The organism is Apolloniradiicaulis salifontis (assembly GCF_053756655.1).
Genome location: NZ_CM132387.1, coordinates 3052360 through 3067954, shown reverse-complemented (window position 1 = coordinate 3067954; position 15595 = coordinate 3052360). Strand labels below are relative to the sequence as shown.

Sequence of the window (15595 nt, the reverse complement as noted above, 5' to 3'; positions counted from 1 at the left end):
CACAGCGCGATCGATGCGAATTCCGCAATGAAATCAATGATGATTGAGGGCGAAATCTAGCGCCGAGGCGCACCCGCCCGCGCCAGCCGCAAGATCAGCTCGCCGACGATCGCCTCGGCCGGGGCGCCGGAGCGCTTCACCGCGCGCTCGGCGTCAAAGGCCAGGCGCCGGGCATGGTCGAGCCGCCGGCCGGAGAAGTTTTTCGCGGCGCGCTTGAAGGCGTCCGCCGGCGGGCCGAATCGCGGCGCCCCGGCGCGCATCAGCGCGCCTGCGTCCCCGCCGCCCGCATGGAACATGTCCAGCTGGTCGATGCGCCGCTGCAGAGCCCTGAGGACCGCCACCGGGCTGGTTCCGGCGCCCACGGCGCGGGCATAGGCCGAATCAGCGCGCGCGGGTTCGCCGCCGAGCGCAGGCTCCAGGATCTGATCCAGCGCCGCTTCGGCGCCCACGGCGCTGATGGCGCCGATGTCGGCGCGCTCTATGCGGGCGGGCTCACCGCCGCGTTGCGATGCGAGGCCCTTATAGAGGATGAGTTTTTCAACCTCGCTGCGGGCCAGCGCCCGGTCGCCCTCCAGATAGGGCGCCAGCACCGCCCTGGCGTCGGGTGCGAGGGTGAGGCCTTCCTCGGCGAGTTGCGCTTCGGCGAGGGCCAGAAGGTCGCGCGTCTCGTCGGCGTAACACGGCACCGCCAGGCACGACGCGCCGTCCTCGGCGGCTTTTCGCAGCTTTGACGTTTTCTTCAGGTCGCCGGCCTCGATGACGAGCCGGGCTTCAATGGGTAGATCACCCGCCTCCACCTCGCTGATGAGCGTACCCAGCGCCGCCATGTCGCCGCCGATGCGCACCCGCACCAGCCGGTCGGCGCCGGTGAGCGACAGGGCCGCCAGAGCGTCCGCGAGCGCAGCTGGATCGGATTTGAGGTCGTCGTCGGTGAGGCGCGTGACGGCGAAGGGATCGTCCGGATCGGGGACCAGCGCTTTTGCGAGGGTTTGGGCGCGCTCGCGCACCAGCCCGCCATCGGGCCCGTAAATCAGATAGATGCGGGTGTCAGGCGAAGGCCGGCTCAGCGCCCGCTCGGCGTCACGGGTCTTGACCTTCACCTTTGGGTCAAGCCGGCCTCGCGCCGGCGCAGCTCCACGGAAATGTCCTGAAGCAGCTCTTCGGCCAGTCTCACCGCCAGCCGCTCTTCCGCTTCGCTCAGGGACGCGATCTGGGCGTACGGGTCGCCGGGCTGATCGTATGAGATGGACACCCGGGTCGTCCCGGATATCGGCATGCCGACACCCTCCACCGAATAGACCGCCTGACCGGTGAGGCCGACGCGCGAGGCGATCCCGCTGGGCGAGATGCCGGCGACGAGCCGCGTGACCCGCGTATTCACACGCATGGTGTAGGGGCTGTCGCCGGGCCCGGCGAAATCGCGCACCGCATTCTGGAGCAGATAGTCGAACCGCTCCTGTCCGGCTTCCACCGAGATCCCGCCGAGGCGCTGATACCCGGCGGTGGAGTAGAGCGGGGAGAAGCCGCACCCGCCAAGCACAAGGCCGATCCCTGCGATGAAGCCGGCGAGGGCGTGGCGATGCATGCGCATGGTCCGGCTCTCCCTTAAGCGCGGTCTAGTCTTCGATCTGGGAAATGCGGAGCTGGCGCGCGCGGGTCAGGATCGCGTTCTCGACCTGGATGCGGGTGGCGGGATCGACCGACGCGTCCACCCAGTCGCCGCCGTCACCACGAACCTGCTTGAAAAGCTGCACCGAAAGGGCGTCGGCGCGAAGGCGGGTGTCCAGAATGAAGACCGTGGACTTGAAGCGCTCGCCGGGCAGCTCGGGATTGGCGTACCAGTCGGTTATGATGACGCCGCCGAAGGGATCCACTTCCGCGAGGGGCATGAAGGAGAGCACGTCGAGGCTGGCGCGCCAGAGAAAGCTGTTCACGCCGATGCCCGCTTCAGGCCGATCGGAGGTCTGCGAGGAGCCGCCTCCAAAGACGCCGCCAAGGAAGCCGCGATCGGACTCCGCGTCGCCGCCGCGCGATGCGCAGCCGGTTAGAAGAGCCGCGGTCGCGGCGAGCATGACCAGGCGGGAGGAAGGGATGAGCATTGAATGCGTCTCCTGAAGACAGGAAGTTTGACGGGCGCGGGGGAAAACCGCTTTACGCCTCTATACCACGCACTGGGCGTGAGGCCAGAGCTTGTGGCGCATACAAAGCCTGAAACGGAACGTGACATTAATGACACGAAGTTCGCCGCACTGGCTCGTGACTCAGGTCGCCCGGCTTGCCATCCGGGGCCAATCCTTTGATGAATACAAAGCGCGTCCGGGGGGACGGGGCGAACCGGCGAGACTGCGGCGCATGAAACACGGCCTTCCCTTTCTGGCGGGGCTTGTTTTGTCCGGCGCCGCGGTCTCACCGGCTTTGTGCCAAACGCCTGCGGCGTCCGAACCGGGGCTGTCCCTCTCTCCTTCATACAGTCAGACCGAAGAGCCCGTCCGGAGCGCCGCTGCGCCGGACGGCGGGTTTCTCTCCGCCTTCGAGTTCGACCAGGAATTTGACGCCGATCTCCTTTGGGCGGCCGGTGATGTCCACGCGCCGCGGGACGGCCCTTACACCGACATGCGTTATCGGCTGGAAGCCGAGGCCGTGGGTGCGCAGGGCCTGCGCTGGGGCGCACGCCTGACCCTGGGCGCGGTGAGCCCGGATGGCGGGCGCGGCGTCGGCGGCCCGGTGGCCTGCGCCGCCGCCTGTCCCGATCAGGGCCTGGTGACGGGGCTGTACGCCGAGCCCGGCTTTGACGCCGCGCAGGCGCGCGCAGGCCTTCACCGGGCCGAGCTGTTTGTTCGCCATCCCTTTGTGGAGGTGCGCGCCGGCGTCACCGAGACCGCCGCCGGGCTGGAGCGTCCGGCCCGGCTGCGCGCGTTCCGTCTGGCGGGCGCCGACGGCGCGCTCGCCGATCCGTCCGGGCGCGGCCTTACGGACACCGGCCTGTCACTGACCCAGCCCGCGCCGGGGATTTCGCTTCAGTCACGCCGCCTTGCGGGCTTGCGCGCCGCCGTGTCCTACACGCCCGACACCGACGTCTGCGGCCTCGATCATTGCCGCCCCGGCGCCGCAGCGGGTGAGATCGGCGAGATCTGGTCGGCCGGCTTGAGCTTTGATCGGCGGGTCCGGTCGTCCGGCGTGCGCTGGGCGGCCTATGCCGGCGCCGAAGCGGGCGCACTGGAGGGCCCTGCCGGGGGTGTAGGCGCCGGGGTCGGGCCGCAAGCCGACTCGCCCTGGACGGCGGGCCTGACCGTGCTGCGCGAGGCTGATTCGCTCACGCTCTCGGCGCGTTGGCTGGCCAGTAATGACGGGCTTTCCGGCGGCGGCTACGAGGCGGTCTCGATCTTGGCTGCGCTGGAGGCGGGAGACTGGCTCTACAGCCTTGAGGCCGGACTGGGGAAGAGCGACGCATTCAGCGTTTCAAGCACCAGTGTCGTCGCCGGAGCGTCGCGCTTTATCGGGCGGAACGCCCTTGTGGGCGCGGGCGTTCAACTGACGCACCACACGCCTGCGGCGGGTCCGGAGACGACCGGGGCCGCGCTGCTGGTGGAGACAGGGTTGCGTTTTTGACACGCTGCGCCGGCGATACGCGAAGGCGCCTTACGCGGGCGTGAAGTCCAGACTATATTGACGGGTCTGAATGGGGATCACAATGGCTATGCTGCCGAAAATTCAAGGCTTTATCTGCGTCAGCGCGCTCGCGCTGGCCGCGGCTGCGGCCATGCCGGCGGTCGCTTCGGCCCAGGCGGGCGACGTTCAGCCGGCCGAGGCGCAATCCAGCGACAGCATGCGTTTGAGCGGCGGCGTCCGCCTGTCGGCGGCCTATGATCCCATTGAAATTGAAGTTCCCGAGCTCATCGCCGCGCCCGGCTTCGGCGAGGGGGCGGACACCGTCTCCGGCCCGGCCGGCGCCTCCTCGGGCTCTGCGGGCGTCACCGCCGCCGCGAACACCGCCGCCAATTCGGGGGACGCCCGCGCACTGCTTTCGCCGGATTCTGAAGGGTCGGCCAGCGCATTGCCCTGGTTCCAGCGCTTCACCGTGGCGCCGACCGAGCCGCAGATCCTGTGGACCAACTCTGAAAATTTCGAAATGCAGGCCGGTGATCGCTGGGGCGTGACCCTGGGCTACAGCCAGGGTGAGCGCAGTGCGCAGACCTTTGAGCTGGAAGATTTCCGCGCCGGCGCCTTCTTTGAGCTCACCGAGCGGGTGCGCCTGGGCGGCCAGCTGCGTTTCACCTCGCCCGAAGAAGAGATCTTCGGTGAAGAGAGCGAGGACCGCGCCCCCGAAGTGCGCTTTGAGTCCGCGTTCAAGTTCTAAAGCCGCGTTTCGCCGGATCGCATCAATCCGCGCCTCGCTGACCGGCGGGTGCGGATTCTTTGTGTTCCGGACCCTGCGCCGTCGCAGCGCCAAGGGGTCTTGGGTCTGTCAGGGCTCCGGCGCCCCGATCGCCGCGCACCCCGCCGCCCCGACCACGGCGACCCCGCTGATCGCCAGACCCCTCAGGCGCCGAATCGTGGCGTCGTTCACCCCGCCCAGCCCGTAGACCGGCGCCGCCGAGCGGCGCGCCCAGGCGGCGAGCCGGAAGGCGCCCATGGGCCGGCCGGCGCTGGGGCTTTGTGAGGGGAACACGGTGGAGACCAGCACGGCGTCGGCGAAAGTCTGGGCGCGGCGCAGGGCGTGGGGATCGTGGGCGCTGGCGGTGACCAGAGCGCCGGGCCACGGCCGGTGCGCCTGCGACAGGCTCCACTGGGGCCAGTGCACGCCGTGCGCGCCGGCGCGCAAGGCCAGCTGCGGATCCGCCGAAATCAGCAGGGCGAAACCGCGCGCGCGCGCGACTTCGGCCAGGGGAAACGCCGCGGCCTCGATGGACGCGCGTCCATAGGTGCGCAGGATCAGTCCGCAGCCTTCAGGGACACGCTCGGCCAGGCTGATCGAATCCCGCGTTCGCGCTGGATCGGTGAGGATGAACAGGGCCGGCGCAGCCGCGCTGTCCGGGCGCAGCGTCTGCGCCCGCCTTGCCAGACGCGCCAACCCGTCATAGGTCCTCACCACCATGGAAACACCCGACACTCCTTTAGACATTTCCGCCGCGCGCGCCGGGATACTGGAACGCCTGAGCGCCGCCGCCAAGCAGGGCGGGCGTTCAGCAGACGCCGTCACCCTGGTGGCGGTGTCGAAAAAGCAGCCCGATGAGCGAATCGACGCGATGCTCGCCACGGGCCAGCGCGTGTTTGGTGAAAACCGCGTGCAGGAGGCCCAAAGCCGCTGGGCTGAGCGCCGCGCGGCGTTTCCTGATCTGGAGCTGCGCCTTGTGGGCCCGCTGCAGACCAACAAGGCTGACGACGCTTGCGCCCTGTTCGACGTCATCGAGACGCTGGACCGGGACAAGCTGGCGCGCGCGCTGGTGAACGCCATGGAGAAGACCGGCCGCCGGCCGCGCCTTTATGTGCAGGTGAACACCGGCGACGAAGCGCAGAAGGCCGGCGTTTCCGCCGCCGAAGCGCCGGACTTTGTAGCGCGCTGCAGAGACGAGCACGGGCTTCAGATCGAGGGACTGATGTGCATACCGCCGGTGGACGAGCCGGCGAGCCTGCATTTTGCACTGCTGGCCAAGCTCGCCGCCAAATGCGGCGTGGAGAAGCTTTCCATGGGCATGAGCGCCGATTTCGAGCTCGCCGCCCGCCTGGGCGCCACGTCGGTGCGCGTGGGCTCGGCCCTGTTCGGGGAACGGCCTGCGCCTCAGGGCTAGCTTCTGGGCCAGGCGCCAACTGTTAAAGCGCGATCTCGATCGCGTCGGCCGGGGTCAATCGGCCCAGCAGATCCACCAGACGCTCGCGCGGCGTCGCCACACAGCCCAGCGTCGGCTTCAAACCCCCGTCATCGCCGGGCAGCGCGCAGTGCAGGAAAATCGCCGAGCCGAGCCCGGCTGCGGGCGGATCGTCGTTATGGCCCAGCGCCACCACGATGTCGTAAAGCCCGTCCTCGCGCCACAGGGTCTCGTGGGAGGCGCCATAGGGGCGCAGGACGGCGCGGTTATAGGCGGGATCGCCGGGGTCGTCGCACCAGCCGTCGGCCTCGCTCAGCGCGTCCATCACCAGGGCTGTAGAGGGCATGGCGAGCCGGTCGGCGCGCCACCAGGCCTTGCGCACGCGCCAGACGCCCAGCGGGCTTTTCGCGTCGCCCTCGCGCTTGTCGGCGGCTGCGATCACGCCGGCCTTGCCCAGCACGCACGGCGCGTCGAAATCGGGGCCGGCGAGGCGGCCGGCGGACAGGCTGGCGCGATAGACGGCGATGGCGGCACTCTCCTGCGGATCAGCTTGTACGGGCCCCTGCCGGTTCCTGCCGGTTCCTGGCGCGTTCGTGGCGGGGTCGGCGCCGGGAGAGCGTGCGGCGTTGGCCGCCGCCTCACCCTTCCGGTCGCCTCCCCCACCACGGCGATGGGCTTCACGGAATAATTGCGTGAAGCTCACGGCTTTGTCAGCAAGCGGCGTGCCGCTTTGGTGTAGGAGGAGCACGCCTTGCCCGCAGGGGAAAGGCTTGCGCCTTGACCCGGTTCGGGCAAGGCTTGCCGGGCGAAATTTCCCCGTCGGCGGGTTTCGGCCTGGCTGTCTGGAAGGGCTGAGCATATGGCGAAGAAGACCCTCTTGCTGGTCGATGACGACGATCTGCTGCGCGATGCGCTGAGCGAACAATTCACCTATGACGGCAAGTTCGAGGTGGTCACCGCCAGCGCCGCACGGCCGGGCATGGAGCGGGCGAGGAACGACGGCGTCGATCTCATCATTTTCGATGTGGGTCTGCCGGACCTGGACGGGCGCGAGGCCTGCCGGCTCCTGCGTGAAGAGGGGGTGACGACGCCGATCATCCTTCTCACCGCCCAGTCCGGCGACGCCGACCATGTGCTGGGTCTGCGCTCGGGCGCGGATGATTTTCTCGCCAAGCCGATCAGCTTCATGGTGCTGCTGGAGCATGTGCAGACCCATCTGCGCCGCCACCAGCAGAGCGAGGACGCGGTGCTGCAAATCGGTCCCTACCGGTTCAAGCCGTCCATGAAGCTCCTTCTCGACGAGGCCGAGAAGAAAATCCGCCTCACTGAAAAAGAGACCAATATCCTCAAATATCTCTACCGCGCAGGCGGCAAGCCGGTGGCGCGCGAGGAATTGCTGGACCAGGTCTGGGGCTATCACGCCGAAGCCAACACCCACACGCTGGAAACCCATATCTACCGGCTGCGCCAGAAGATCGAGGCGCATGGACACGGCAAGATCCTGATCACCGAAAGCGGCGGCTACCGGCTCCAGCTCTGACAAAAAGCCCCCGGACGCTGGGCGTCCGGGGGGCGGGACCTGTCGATCTCAGGCTTGGTTTAGCAGCTGCGGAACTGGCCGTTCTGCCAATAGGTGCAGCCGTCGCCCTGATTGACATAGTAGGATCGCTGCGCCGACCGGTCATAGCGCAGGTCGGAGTGGGCGTTGTTGTTCTGGCTCCACGGACAGACATTGTCCCGTGTGCAGCCGCGCGCGGCGCCGGCCGCCGCGCCGAGTGCGCCGCCGATCAGGGCGCCCCGTCTGGCGTCGCCGTCGCCGACATTATTGCCGATCGCGGCGCCGGCTGCGGCGCCGACCGCGCCGCCGATGGCGGCGTCGCGGGCGGTGCCTTCATAGCCCGCACAGCCGGCGAGAAGCGCCGAGGCGGACAAGGCGGCGAGGGTGAATTTCATGATCATGAGAACCTCCATCTGTATGGCTCTCGTGAGGAACGCCCCCGGAGCCGCGCCGTTCCGCCCCGGGGCTGATTCTTGCGCTCCGCCCCGCTCAGCCGGTTTCAGCCGGCCAGCGCAGGACGGGAATCAGCGCCGGGTGGAACTTGAAGGTCACCGTGTGCCCGCAGGTGCGCGGCTCCCCGTCCAGCATGCAGGAAATCGCGTGACGGGAGTCAAGGCGAACCTCGCTCGCCTCGCGCACCAGCAGCTGGTCATCGGTCCGCAGCTCCGCGTTCAGCGCGCTCAGGGCCAAACCGGGAAGCTCGCCGAGATTATGGACATTGACGGCGGTGAACTCGAAACACTCGGCTCCGTCCTCCACCCACAGCATCAGGCCGCTGGCTTTCGACAACGTCTCGCCCTGTTCCCCGTCCGCGGCGTAGCGAAGCCGGCTGGAGAACATCTGTGAAAATCCGAGCGATGCGCGGCGCAGCGCCGTCTTCAGCCGGTGCTTGCGATCGGGATCGCGGGCGGTCTCGCGGGCGCGGGCGAACGTGGTGGGAAATCCCGCCGCCGCCGCGATCAGGAACACATCCCCGCCGGTGACGCCGCCGGGCAGGGTGTCTGGCGTCAGTTCGCACAGGGCGGAGAGGATGTCGTCGCTGGACCGGGTGGCGTAAAGCCGGCGGGGCAGAAGATTGGCCGTGCCCATGGGCAGGGGGACCAGGCGGGTCTCGCCATCTGCGTCGTGGATCGCCTGGGCGGCGGCCTGGGCGGTGCCGTCCCCGCCCAGCGTGATCAGCGTGTCGGCGCCCTGATCAAGGGCCTCTCGCGCCGCCTTGCAGGGGTCGGGATCGCAAAACACGCCCACGAGGTCCACCGGACATAGCCCGCGCAGGCGCGAGACTTCGTCCTCGCCGTCGCCGCCATGCAGCGCGCGGCTGGAGGGATTCACGATGAACGCCGGTGCAGTCACGGCCAAAGGCGGCCTCCTTCCTTGGGTCTTATTCCTGGGTTTCACGGGCGGCCCGCCAAGGCGCGCATGGGCGGTATAACCAGTCGCCGCAGATTTAGCTCCCACGACAATGCCGATGACGTCGCGCGCGCATCAAATGCTGCGCCGGCCTGGGTGGATGTGGAACCGGGCGAAGCGGGCGGGCGTTCCTTAGCCTGAATTTGATTTTTAACTGCGTCCAGCTCCCGTGTTCGGACCAAGGACGCCTGAAAGGAGTATGTCATGCTTCGTCTGGCCATCGCATTTTTCATTATTGCGCTGCTCGCGGCCCTGTTCGGCTTCGGCGGCATCGCGTCGGCGTCCGCCGGCATCGCACAGATCCTGTTCTTCATTTTCCTGGTTCTGTTCGTCCTGGCCCTGGTCGTCGGCCTGTTCCGTGGCCGCACGCCGCGCATCTGACCGGTCCTGACGCACACGACTAACAACACACGACTGAAGGAGATATCACCATGAGCTTCAGACTTTTGCTGATCCTGTCCGCCGCCGCCGCCCTCGGCGCCTGCGAAGCTGAAGAAGACGAGCCGATGGAAGAGTTCGGCGAGAACATGCAGGAGGCTGGCGAGGATATTCAGGACGCCGCCGACGACGCGGCCGACGATATGGAAGACGCCGCCGACGATGTTCAAGACGAGATGGACGATCCCTCGTAACGCGGCCTGCAACCCGATAGCCGGGCGGCGTCCGCCGCCCGGCTCCCCCTATTGAAGGACATCCACCATGGCCCAGAACTCAACAAATACAGGCGATACGAAGGAAGACCTCGCCGCCCTTCGAAAAGATGTCGACAAGCTGCTGGCCGATATCGGATCGCTGGCCGAACACGGCGCAAGCGACGCCAGGGGCGGCTTCAAAAACGCCGCGCGCAAGGCCCGGTCCAGCGCCGGCAAGGCGATGCACAAGGCTGAAGACGAGCTTCATGAGATCGATGACGAGGTTCGCGACTATATCCGCGAACATCCGCTGGCCGCATGCGGCGCCGCCGTCGGCGTAGGCTTTCTCGGCGCGCTGCTGCTGCGTCGCTAGGCCATGCAGATCCTGCTCATCTTGATCGCCTGCCTGGGCCCCGTGATCGCCGTCATTTTCGGCTGTCACGGGCTCTGGCGCTGGATGGCGGACCTGTACTCCGCCCCCGTGGCCAGCGCCATACTGGCGGGAGTGTGGCTTGGGATCGCATCGCTGGCGGCGATCACGACGCTGATCCTGCGGGCGCGCAGCGAGCGCCGCAAGGCGGCGATCAATGCGGCCGCCGCCGCCCGGGCCCCGACCACGTCCGGTCTTGGCGCAGTTCTGTCGGGCCTGCCGGGAGATCTGGGGGAAGGCCTGCCCCTGGCGCTCGCCACGCTTGAACTCGCCATGAAGAAGAAGCCGATCCAGACGACCGCCATACTGATCGGTTTCGGGGCTATTCTGGGCCGCCAGCCAGGCTCGATCCTGCGCATGGCGCGCATGGCGGCGGCGCAGTAATATTTTTTTGAGAATGGATCCGGGGCTGGAACCGCTCGTCGGGTGGAGCGTTTTTCAGAAGCTTCCGGCCATGTCGGAAGTTCGAGACTTGCGCCGCGCCGCCGCTCTCCGTCAGCCCCGCCCCCGGACGGTGGTGCGGCGCAGTCTCCCCAACCTCTCCAAGCAGAACCAATAAGGCCTTTGAAGCGCCGCTCCGGCAGGGGCGCTATCTTGTCGAATGAGGGGTAAGGCGAGGCCACACGTCATCGCGCGCCAAGCCATTAAAAAACCCCCGTCCGGAAAGACCAGACGGGGGTTCCTGAACTTTGCACTTGAAGACCGCCTAAACCGGCGGCCGGCCCTTGAAGGCGTTGATCACCGCCGCAAGCATGGCAAGCGCCAGGGCGATGAAGAACAGCCATTTGGCGATCATGGCGGCTGCGCCGGCCAGAACGCCGAATCCCAGCACGGCGGCGATGACGGCGATGATGGCGAAAGCGAAAGCCCAACCGAACATGGCTTAACCCGCCGCCGCCGCAGCGGGTTCGTCCTCACAGAAGAACAGCGCCTGGCTGATCGTCGCGGAGACGGTTTCGGGCATGAAGGGCTTGGTGATCAGATAGGTGGGCTCGGGACGTTCGCCGGTGAGCAGACGCTCTGGATAGGCGGTGATGAAGATCACCGGGACCGACTGATCCTTGAGAATATCCTTCACCGCGTCGATGCCCGAGCTGTCGTCGGCGAGCTGGATGTCGGCCAGGATCAGACCCGGCCGGGTCTCTTCGGCCAGCTTCACCGCCTCGTCGCGGGTGCGCGCCACGCCGGTGACCTCATGCTTCATGCCTTCCACGATCGCCTGAATGTCCAGCGCGATGATGGGCTCGTCCTCGATGATCATGACGCGCGTGGTCAGACCGCCTTCAAGGTCCTGCTGCGCCTTGACCAGAAGCGATTGCGCCTCCTGATCGTCAATGCGCAGGATCTTCGCCGCCTCGGGCAGGGAAAATCCCTCCACCGCGGTGAGCAGCATGACCTGGCGGGCTTTGGGCGTGATTCGCGATAGGCGCGCGGCGACATTCCCGGCGTCGCTGGGGGCCTCCTCGCTCATCAGGTCCGGCGTCCATGCCGAATGGAAGAGTTTGTAGATCGCCACGCTGGGCGACAGATCCGTGTCGAAGCTTTCCTCACCGGCGATGACCGCCTCAAGACAGGCGCGCACCCGCGCGTCACCGCTCTCCTGGGAGCCGGTCAAAATTCGCGCATAGCGCCGCAGATAGGGAATATGCGGCCGAATGGCGTCGGAAAAACTCATGAATGCATCCCTCCCGGACATTGATCATATGGGGTGTGAACGCGCATGACCTTGAGCGGGTTCCCGCGCACGCGCACGCGTGCTTACAGTTGGGGAACCTAATTATGGAGCCCGCGTTTAAAACCCCTGAAAGCTGATAGTCCCGTGGGCGGGGCCAGGCGTTCTCTGCGAGCAGACGGGTCAGGTTATGGATGGAATGAACAAGAAGTCGGACAAATCCCAGCCGAAATTACAAGACACAGCGGCGGCGCGCGAGCGCCAGCGACTGATCGGCCGCAGGCTGCAGACCTATTTTGAGGACACGATCCAGGAAGGCGTGCCTGACGAATTCGCCAGGCTTCTCGACCAGCTTGATGAGGCCGAAAAGCGCGGCCCCGAGCCTTCAGGCGGTGACAGCGAGGCGAATTCGGGCAAGCCGGGAGGATCGCGCTAATGGATGGCGGTGCGAACGATCCCGTGGAAGCTCTGCCGACGGCGGAGTTCCGCCAGGAGCTGACGGCGGCGATCCCCTATATGCGCGCCTTTTCGCGAAGCCTGACCGGCAATGAAGCGGCGGCTGACGACCTCACTCAGGATGCACTGGTGAAAGCCTGGCGCGCGCGCGAACGCTTCCGCGCAGGCACGAATTTTCGCGCCTGGATCTTCACCATCGTCAGAAACCAGTTCTACTCCGACCAGCGCCGGTCCTGGCGCCAGGCGCCCTGGGATGAGGAAAAGGCCAAGCGCACCCTGTCAGGGCCCCAGGGCCTTGATTCCATGATCGCGCTGGACGAGCTGCGCCGGGCGCTGATCGCGCTGCCCGAGGATCAGCGCGAGGCCATCGTTCTGGTGGGCGCGGGCGGATTCGCCTATGAGGAGGCGGCCCAGATCTGCGGCTGCGCGGTGGGCACGATCAAGAGCCGGGTTAGCCGCGCGCGCAAGGCGCTTGCGGCCATGCTTGAAGAGGGCGCCGATCCGCTGCCTGACAGCCGGAAGGGCCAGACCGCGTCCAACGCCGCCGACCTTCTCATGGCAGAGGTCGACGCACTGGCCAATGCCGGACGCAAGGGCTAGACCCGATCGCCGCAGCGTGCGTCGGGGGCGCCGATGGAGTTCAAAGCCAAGCGCGGTTTGCGCGTCCAGCTCGTCGGCGTTCTGGCGCTGGCGCTGAGTCCGCTTTTGATCTTGTCAGCCGTTCAGTCCTTCTTCGAGCTGCGCGACGAGCGCCGCCAGGAGACGGTCGCGCTGTATTCCGCCGCGCTCATCGCCTCGAAAGATCTGGACGCGGCGCTGGAACGCGCCGGCGGTGTCGCCACCACCATCTCCTCGCGCAGCTTCGCCTTCCTGATGGATGCGCGCGGCTGCCGCAACGCCGTGCGCCGCATCGCCGACTCCGACGACGTCGTCTCCAACATTGTGCTCATTGATCCGGAAGGCCGCGTCCTGTGTTCGGCGCTGGACCATGACGGTTCGGCCAACGCCGCCGGCGCGCCCTGGTTTGAGCGGCTGAAGGACGGCGAGGACGGGATTTTTTCATCGGTGAATTACGGGGCCATATCGCGCCGGCCGATCATCATCGCGGGGCGCCGCATGGATGGGCGCGAGGGTGAATTCCTGGGCGCGGTGGGGGTGGCGGTGGATTTGCGCGCCGCGTCCCGCCTGCTGCGCGAGGACTTTCTGCCTGAAGGCTCCACGCTGGCCCTGGTGAACCGGGACGGTGTGGTGCGCCTGTCTGAAGACTCGGTGACCATGCCCGAGTTTGACGAGTCTCTGGCCGAAGGCGTGCTGGACATCGCCGAGCCGGGCCAGCCGGTGCGCGTGCCCGGTGAAGCGTTCGCGCCCGGCTACGCGGTGATCGCCTCGGCGCTGGTGGAGGGCGAGCTGGGCGTGCTTGTGGCCGCGCCCATGGACGCGATCAACGCCTGGGGCGGGATCACGGTCCTGAGCACGCTTCTGATTCCCACCATCATGTGGCTGATGGCGCTGGCCAGCGTCTGGATCGCGGTGGACATCTTCGTGCTGCGCTGGCTGACCTATCTGCGGCGCATGGCGCGGCTTTACGGGGGCGGGCGCTTTGACCTGCCGGCCCGGCGCGCCCGGACCGCGCCCTATGAGGTGCGCGAGCTGGCCGACACCATGGAGCGCATGGCCGCCTCGCTGGAGCGGCAGACCAGGGAGCTGGAGGACGTGGTGGAGCAGCGCGGCGCCCTGCTGCGCGAGATCCACCACCGGGTGAAGAATAATCTGCAGATCATCGTGTCGCTGTTGAACCTGCAGGCCGGCCGGCTGGAGGATGAAGGCGCGCGCGCCGCGCTTTACGAGGCGCGCCGGCGCATCAACGCGCTCGCCCTGGTCCATCGCAGCCTCTACGAGGCCGAGGACCTTCGCTATGTGAACATGCGCCCCTTCCTGGAAGAGCTGGTGCGCAATCTCGCCGACGTGTCGCGCGTCGACGACCGGCCGATCACCGCCGAAGTGCGCTGTGAAGAGCTGTCCTTCCCGCCCGACCAGGCCGCGCCGCTGGCGCTGTTCGTCACCGAGGCGATCACCAACGCCTACAAGCACGCCTTTTCAGACCGGGCCTCCGGGCGCATCGAGATCGTCCTGTCTTGCGATGACGATGAGTGCCATGTGGAGGTGATCGACGACGGAGTCGGCGAGATCGAAAATGCGCGCAGCGGAACCGGATCCTCGCTCATGCGCGCCTTCGCCACCCAGCTGGGCGGAAATGTGGAGAGCGGCCCGGGCGAGAACGGCGGTCACAGGGCGGCGCTGATCTTCCCGCGCTAGCGGCGTATCAACCATACGAGGCCCCAGGCCCGCCGAAACGGCGCGTCGCTTTTCAGGCGCGGCGGAACCCTCTGATCCGGCCCGGCGTTTATTGCTCAGTTCACACCGATGGAGGTTCCTATGAAAGTGCTCATTGCAACGATCTTTTCGCTCGTCTTCCTGACCCTCGGCGGCTGCAACACCGTTGACGGATTTGGCCGTGATGTGGAACGCACCGGCGAAGCCATTGAGGACGCGGCCGATTAAGCGCCCTCGAGGGTCCTTAACCGGACCCGAAAGACAGCTACGCGGAGTGTTCCCCAGTGACACATGACACCGAGAAACACGATGTGCTCGAGGAGCGCCGCAAGCCCAAACCGGGCGAGCGCGGCCTCCTCGACGAGCTTGAAGACGGTCAGAGCACGACCCGGCTCGCCATGGTGCTCGCCGCCGCGGGGCTCGGCGCTGCGGCGCTCGTCGCCATCATCACCGGCTGAAAACCGGGCGCGTGGGTCGTGCTACACGCCCGAGGCGGTCAGCATCGCCAGCGCCGTCAAAGCGGTCGCCGCCACCGCCCTCAGCCAGGCCGACCGGGCGAGCGCGGGCAACATCCCCGCGCCGGCGCCTAGCGCGATCAGCGCCGGCGCCGTGCCCAGGCCGAAGCCTGCCATGACAAGAGCGCCCTGCGCCGCAGAGCCCGAAAGCCCGGCGTAGAAAGTGGCCAGATACACCATGGCGCACGGCGTCAGCCCCCAGGCGAGTCCCAGCCCCGCCGCGCCGAAGCGATGCAGATGGTGAACGCGGCGCGTCAGAGGCGCGCTGGCGCGCGCCGTAAGCGCACCCAGACGACCCCCGAAAAGCGGAATCTCCAGCACGGTCAGCGCCGCCGCGACCAGAACCAGTGCGGAGAGATAGCGCGCCAGCGTGCGCAGGGCCGGCCCCGGACCGGCCTCCGACAGCCCCCATCCCAGCGCCCCGGCGACGGCGCCCAGAACGATATAGACAAGGATGCGCGCTGCGCTCGCTTCGCTGATCACGCGTGCGCGCCCGAGCGCCGCACGCCACGGCGAAGCGCCGCGCTTGCCGGTGCGCAGGGCGATCGCCGCGGCGATTCCGCCGCACATGGACAGGCAATGGGCCGAGCTGGCCAGACCCGCGATCAGGCCCGCCAGGAAGTCCAGCTCCATGCGTCCGCCGAACGTCGCAGCGATGTCCAGCCCCGGGTGTGTCAACGTGTCGCCTGATCCCGAATTGAAACGTGCCGGGCGCTGTCAAACGCGCCGAATTCCTTTAAGCCAGGCCATACCATGGAGCCGGCGGGCGGCCTTCCTGGCG

At 67.5% G+C, this 15595-nt stretch carries 23 protein-coding genes; 13 read left to right on the top strand and 10 right to left on the bottom strand.

Annotated elements, in window-relative coordinates; translation table 11 throughout:
- Positions 1-56 precede the first annotated feature (56 nt).
- Genes holA through ACWCOP_RS14595 form a run of 3 tightly spaced genes read right to left on the bottom strand, consistent with a single transcriptional unit; the run spans position 57 to position 2099 of the window.
- Positions 57-1100 carry a DNA polymerase III subunit delta gene (gene holA / locus ACWCOP_RS14605; protein WP_478249046.1) on the bottom strand — a complete coding sequence of 348 codons (1044 nt, stop codon included), beginning with the start codon at positions 1098-1100 and terminating at the stop codon, positions 57-59.
- A complete protein-coding gene (locus ACWCOP_RS14600; protein ID WP_478249045.1) occupies positions 1097-1591 on the bottom strand; it encodes a hypothetical protein in 495 nt (164 codons plus the stop codon). The genes holA and ACWCOP_RS14600 overlap by 4 nt, the downstream gene beginning before the upstream one ends.
- Before the next feature lie 25 nt (positions 1592-1616).
- Positions 1617-2099, bottom strand: a complete 483-nt coding sequence (locus ACWCOP_RS14595) for a DUF3576 domain-containing protein (RefSeq protein WP_478249044.1) — start codon at positions 2097-2099, stop codon at positions 1617-1619.
- 253 nt (positions 2100-2352) lie between these two features.
- Between ACWCOP_RS14595 and ACWCOP_RS14590 the strand changes: the two genes are divergently transcribed.
- Together ACWCOP_RS14590 and ACWCOP_RS14585 are read left to right on the top strand one after the other, a co-directional pair.
- Positions 2353-3609 carry a hypothetical protein gene (locus ACWCOP_RS14590; protein ID WP_478249043.1) on the top strand — a complete coding sequence of 419 codons (1257 nt, stop codon included), beginning with the start codon at positions 2353-2355 and terminating at the stop codon, positions 3607-3609.
- Between the two features lie 82 nt (positions 3610-3691).
- The gene (locus ACWCOP_RS14585) at positions 3692-4357 is read left to right on the top strand and encodes an NtrZ family periplasmic regulatory protein (protein WP_478249042.1); all 666 of its coding nucleotides are present in this window, start codon (positions 3692-3694) and stop codon (positions 4355-4357) included.
- Positions 4358-4465: 108 nt separating this feature from the next.
- On the opposite strand, the gene ACWCOP_RS14580 is transcribed toward ACWCOP_RS14585, so the two are convergent.
- Positions 4466-5095: a thiamine phosphate synthase gene (locus ACWCOP_RS14580; RefSeq protein ID WP_478249040.1), complete on the bottom strand. Its 630-nt coding sequence runs from the start codon at positions 5093-5095 to the stop codon at positions 4466-4468.
- Between ACWCOP_RS14580 and ACWCOP_RS14575 the strand changes: the two genes are divergently transcribed.
- Entirely contained in the window at positions 5094-5789 is a 696-nt protein-coding gene (locus tag ACWCOP_RS14575; protein ID WP_478249039.1) for a YggS family pyridoxal phosphate-dependent enzyme, read from the top strand. The two genes, ACWCOP_RS14580 and ACWCOP_RS14575, sit on opposite strands and share 2 nt — an antisense overlap.
- A gap of 22 nt (positions 5790-5811) precedes the next feature.
- Here ACWCOP_RS14575 and ACWCOP_RS14570 read toward each other — a convergent pair whose 3' ends face one another.
- Positions 5812-6510 (bottom strand): L,D-transpeptidase family protein, encoded by a 699-nt coding sequence (locus ACWCOP_RS14570; protein WP_478249037.1) that lies wholly within the window; start codon positions 6508-6510, stop codon positions 5812-5814.
- Between the two features lie 156 nt (positions 6511-6666).
- On the opposite strand from ACWCOP_RS14570, the gene ACWCOP_RS14565 reads away from it, so the two are divergent.
- Positions 6667-7347 (top strand): response regulator transcription factor, encoded by a 681-nt coding sequence (locus tag ACWCOP_RS14565; RefSeq protein WP_478249035.1) that lies wholly within the window; start codon positions 6667-6669, stop codon positions 7345-7347.
- Between the two features lie 59 nt (positions 7348-7406).
- Here ACWCOP_RS14565 and ACWCOP_RS14560 read toward each other — a convergent pair whose 3' ends face one another.
- Both ACWCOP_RS14560 and ACWCOP_RS14555 read right to left on the bottom strand, forming a co-directional pair.
- On the bottom strand, positions 7407-7766 hold the full coding sequence (locus ACWCOP_RS14560; protein ID WP_478249033.1) for a glycine zipper domain-containing protein: 360 nt from the start codon (positions 7764-7766) through the stop codon (positions 7407-7409).
- A gap of 88 nt (positions 7767-7854) precedes the next feature.
- Positions 7855-8718: a diacylglycerol/lipid kinase family protein gene (locus tag ACWCOP_RS14555; RefSeq protein WP_478249031.1), complete on the bottom strand. Its 864-nt coding sequence runs from the start codon at positions 8716-8718 to the stop codon at positions 7855-7857.
- 261 nt (positions 8719-8979) lie between these two features.
- Between ACWCOP_RS14555 and ACWCOP_RS14550 the strand changes: the two genes are divergently transcribed.
- The 4 genes from ACWCOP_RS14550 (at position 8980) to ACWCOP_RS14535 (ending at position 10221) form a co-directional block, all read left to right on the top strand.
- Complete coding sequence (locus tag ACWCOP_RS14550; protein ID WP_478249030.1) at positions 8980-9156, top strand: DUF1328 domain-containing protein; 177 nt, start codon at positions 8980-8982, stop codon at positions 9154-9156.
- A 50-nt stretch (positions 9157-9206) separates the two neighbouring features.
- Positions 9207-9407 (top strand): hypothetical protein, encoded by a 201-nt coding sequence (locus ACWCOP_RS14545; RefSeq protein ID WP_478249028.1) that lies wholly within the window; start codon positions 9207-9209, stop codon positions 9405-9407.
- A 67-nt stretch (positions 9408-9474) separates the two neighbouring features.
- Positions 9475-9780, top strand: coding sequence for an ElaB/YgaM/YqjD family protein (locus ACWCOP_RS14540; protein ID WP_478249027.1), 306 nt, complete (start codon positions 9475-9477; stop codon positions 9778-9780).
- Positions 9781-9783: 3 nt separating this feature from the next.
- Positions 9784-10221, top strand: coding sequence for a hypothetical protein (locus tag ACWCOP_RS14535; protein WP_478249025.1), 438 nt, complete (start codon positions 9784-9786; stop codon positions 10219-10221).
- Positions 10222-10543: 322 nt separating this feature from the next.
- Here ACWCOP_RS14535 and ACWCOP_RS14530 read toward each other — a convergent pair whose 3' ends face one another.
- On the bottom strand, positions 10544-10717 hold the full coding sequence (locus ACWCOP_RS14530; protein WP_478249024.1) for a DUF1328 family protein: 174 nt from the start codon (positions 10715-10717) through the stop codon (positions 10544-10546).
- A 3-nt stretch (positions 10718-10720) separates the two neighbouring features.
- A complete protein-coding gene (locus tag ACWCOP_RS14525) occupies positions 10721-11512 on the bottom strand; it encodes a response regulator (protein ID WP_478249022.1) in 792 nt (263 codons plus the stop codon).
- Between the two features lie 196 nt (positions 11513-11708).
- Between ACWCOP_RS14525 and ACWCOP_RS14520 the strand changes: the two genes are divergently transcribed.
- The 5 genes from ACWCOP_RS14520 to ACWCOP_RS14500 all read left to right on the top strand — a co-directional run bounded on the left by ACWCOP_RS14520 (position 11709) and on the right by ACWCOP_RS14500 (position 14757).
- Entirely contained in the window at positions 11709-11945 is a 237-nt protein-coding gene (locus ACWCOP_RS14520) for a NepR family anti-sigma factor (protein ID WP_478249021.1), read from the top strand.
- Positions 11945-12565, top strand: a complete 621-nt coding sequence (locus ACWCOP_RS14515) for a sigma-70 family RNA polymerase sigma factor (RefSeq protein ID WP_478249020.1) — start codon at positions 11945-11947, stop codon at positions 12563-12565. The genes ACWCOP_RS14520 and ACWCOP_RS14515 overlap by 1 nt, the downstream gene beginning before the upstream one ends.
- 33 nt (positions 12566-12598) lie before the next feature.
- On the top strand, positions 12599-14281 hold the full coding sequence (locus ACWCOP_RS14510; RefSeq protein WP_478249019.1) for a sensor histidine kinase: 1683 nt from the start codon (positions 12599-12601) through the stop codon (positions 14279-14281).
- A 120-nt stretch (positions 14282-14401) separates the two neighbouring features.
- The gene (locus tag ACWCOP_RS14505) at positions 14402-14527 is read left to right on the top strand and encodes an entericidin A/B family lipoprotein (RefSeq protein WP_478249018.1); all 126 of its coding nucleotides are present in this window, start codon (positions 14402-14404) and stop codon (positions 14525-14527) included.
- Positions 14528-14583: 56 nt separating this feature from the next.
- Positions 14584-14757 (top strand): hypothetical protein, encoded by a 174-nt coding sequence (locus ACWCOP_RS14500; RefSeq protein WP_478249017.1) that lies wholly within the window; start codon positions 14584-14586, stop codon positions 14755-14757.
- Positions 14758-14778: 21 nt separating this feature from the next.
- Here ACWCOP_RS14500 and ACWCOP_RS14495 read toward each other — a convergent pair whose 3' ends face one another.
- Positions 14779-15492, bottom strand: coding sequence for a sulfite exporter TauE/SafE family protein (locus tag ACWCOP_RS14495; RefSeq protein ID WP_478249016.1), 714 nt, complete (start codon positions 15490-15492; stop codon positions 14779-14781).
- Positions 15493-15595: the final 103 nt, after the last annotated feature.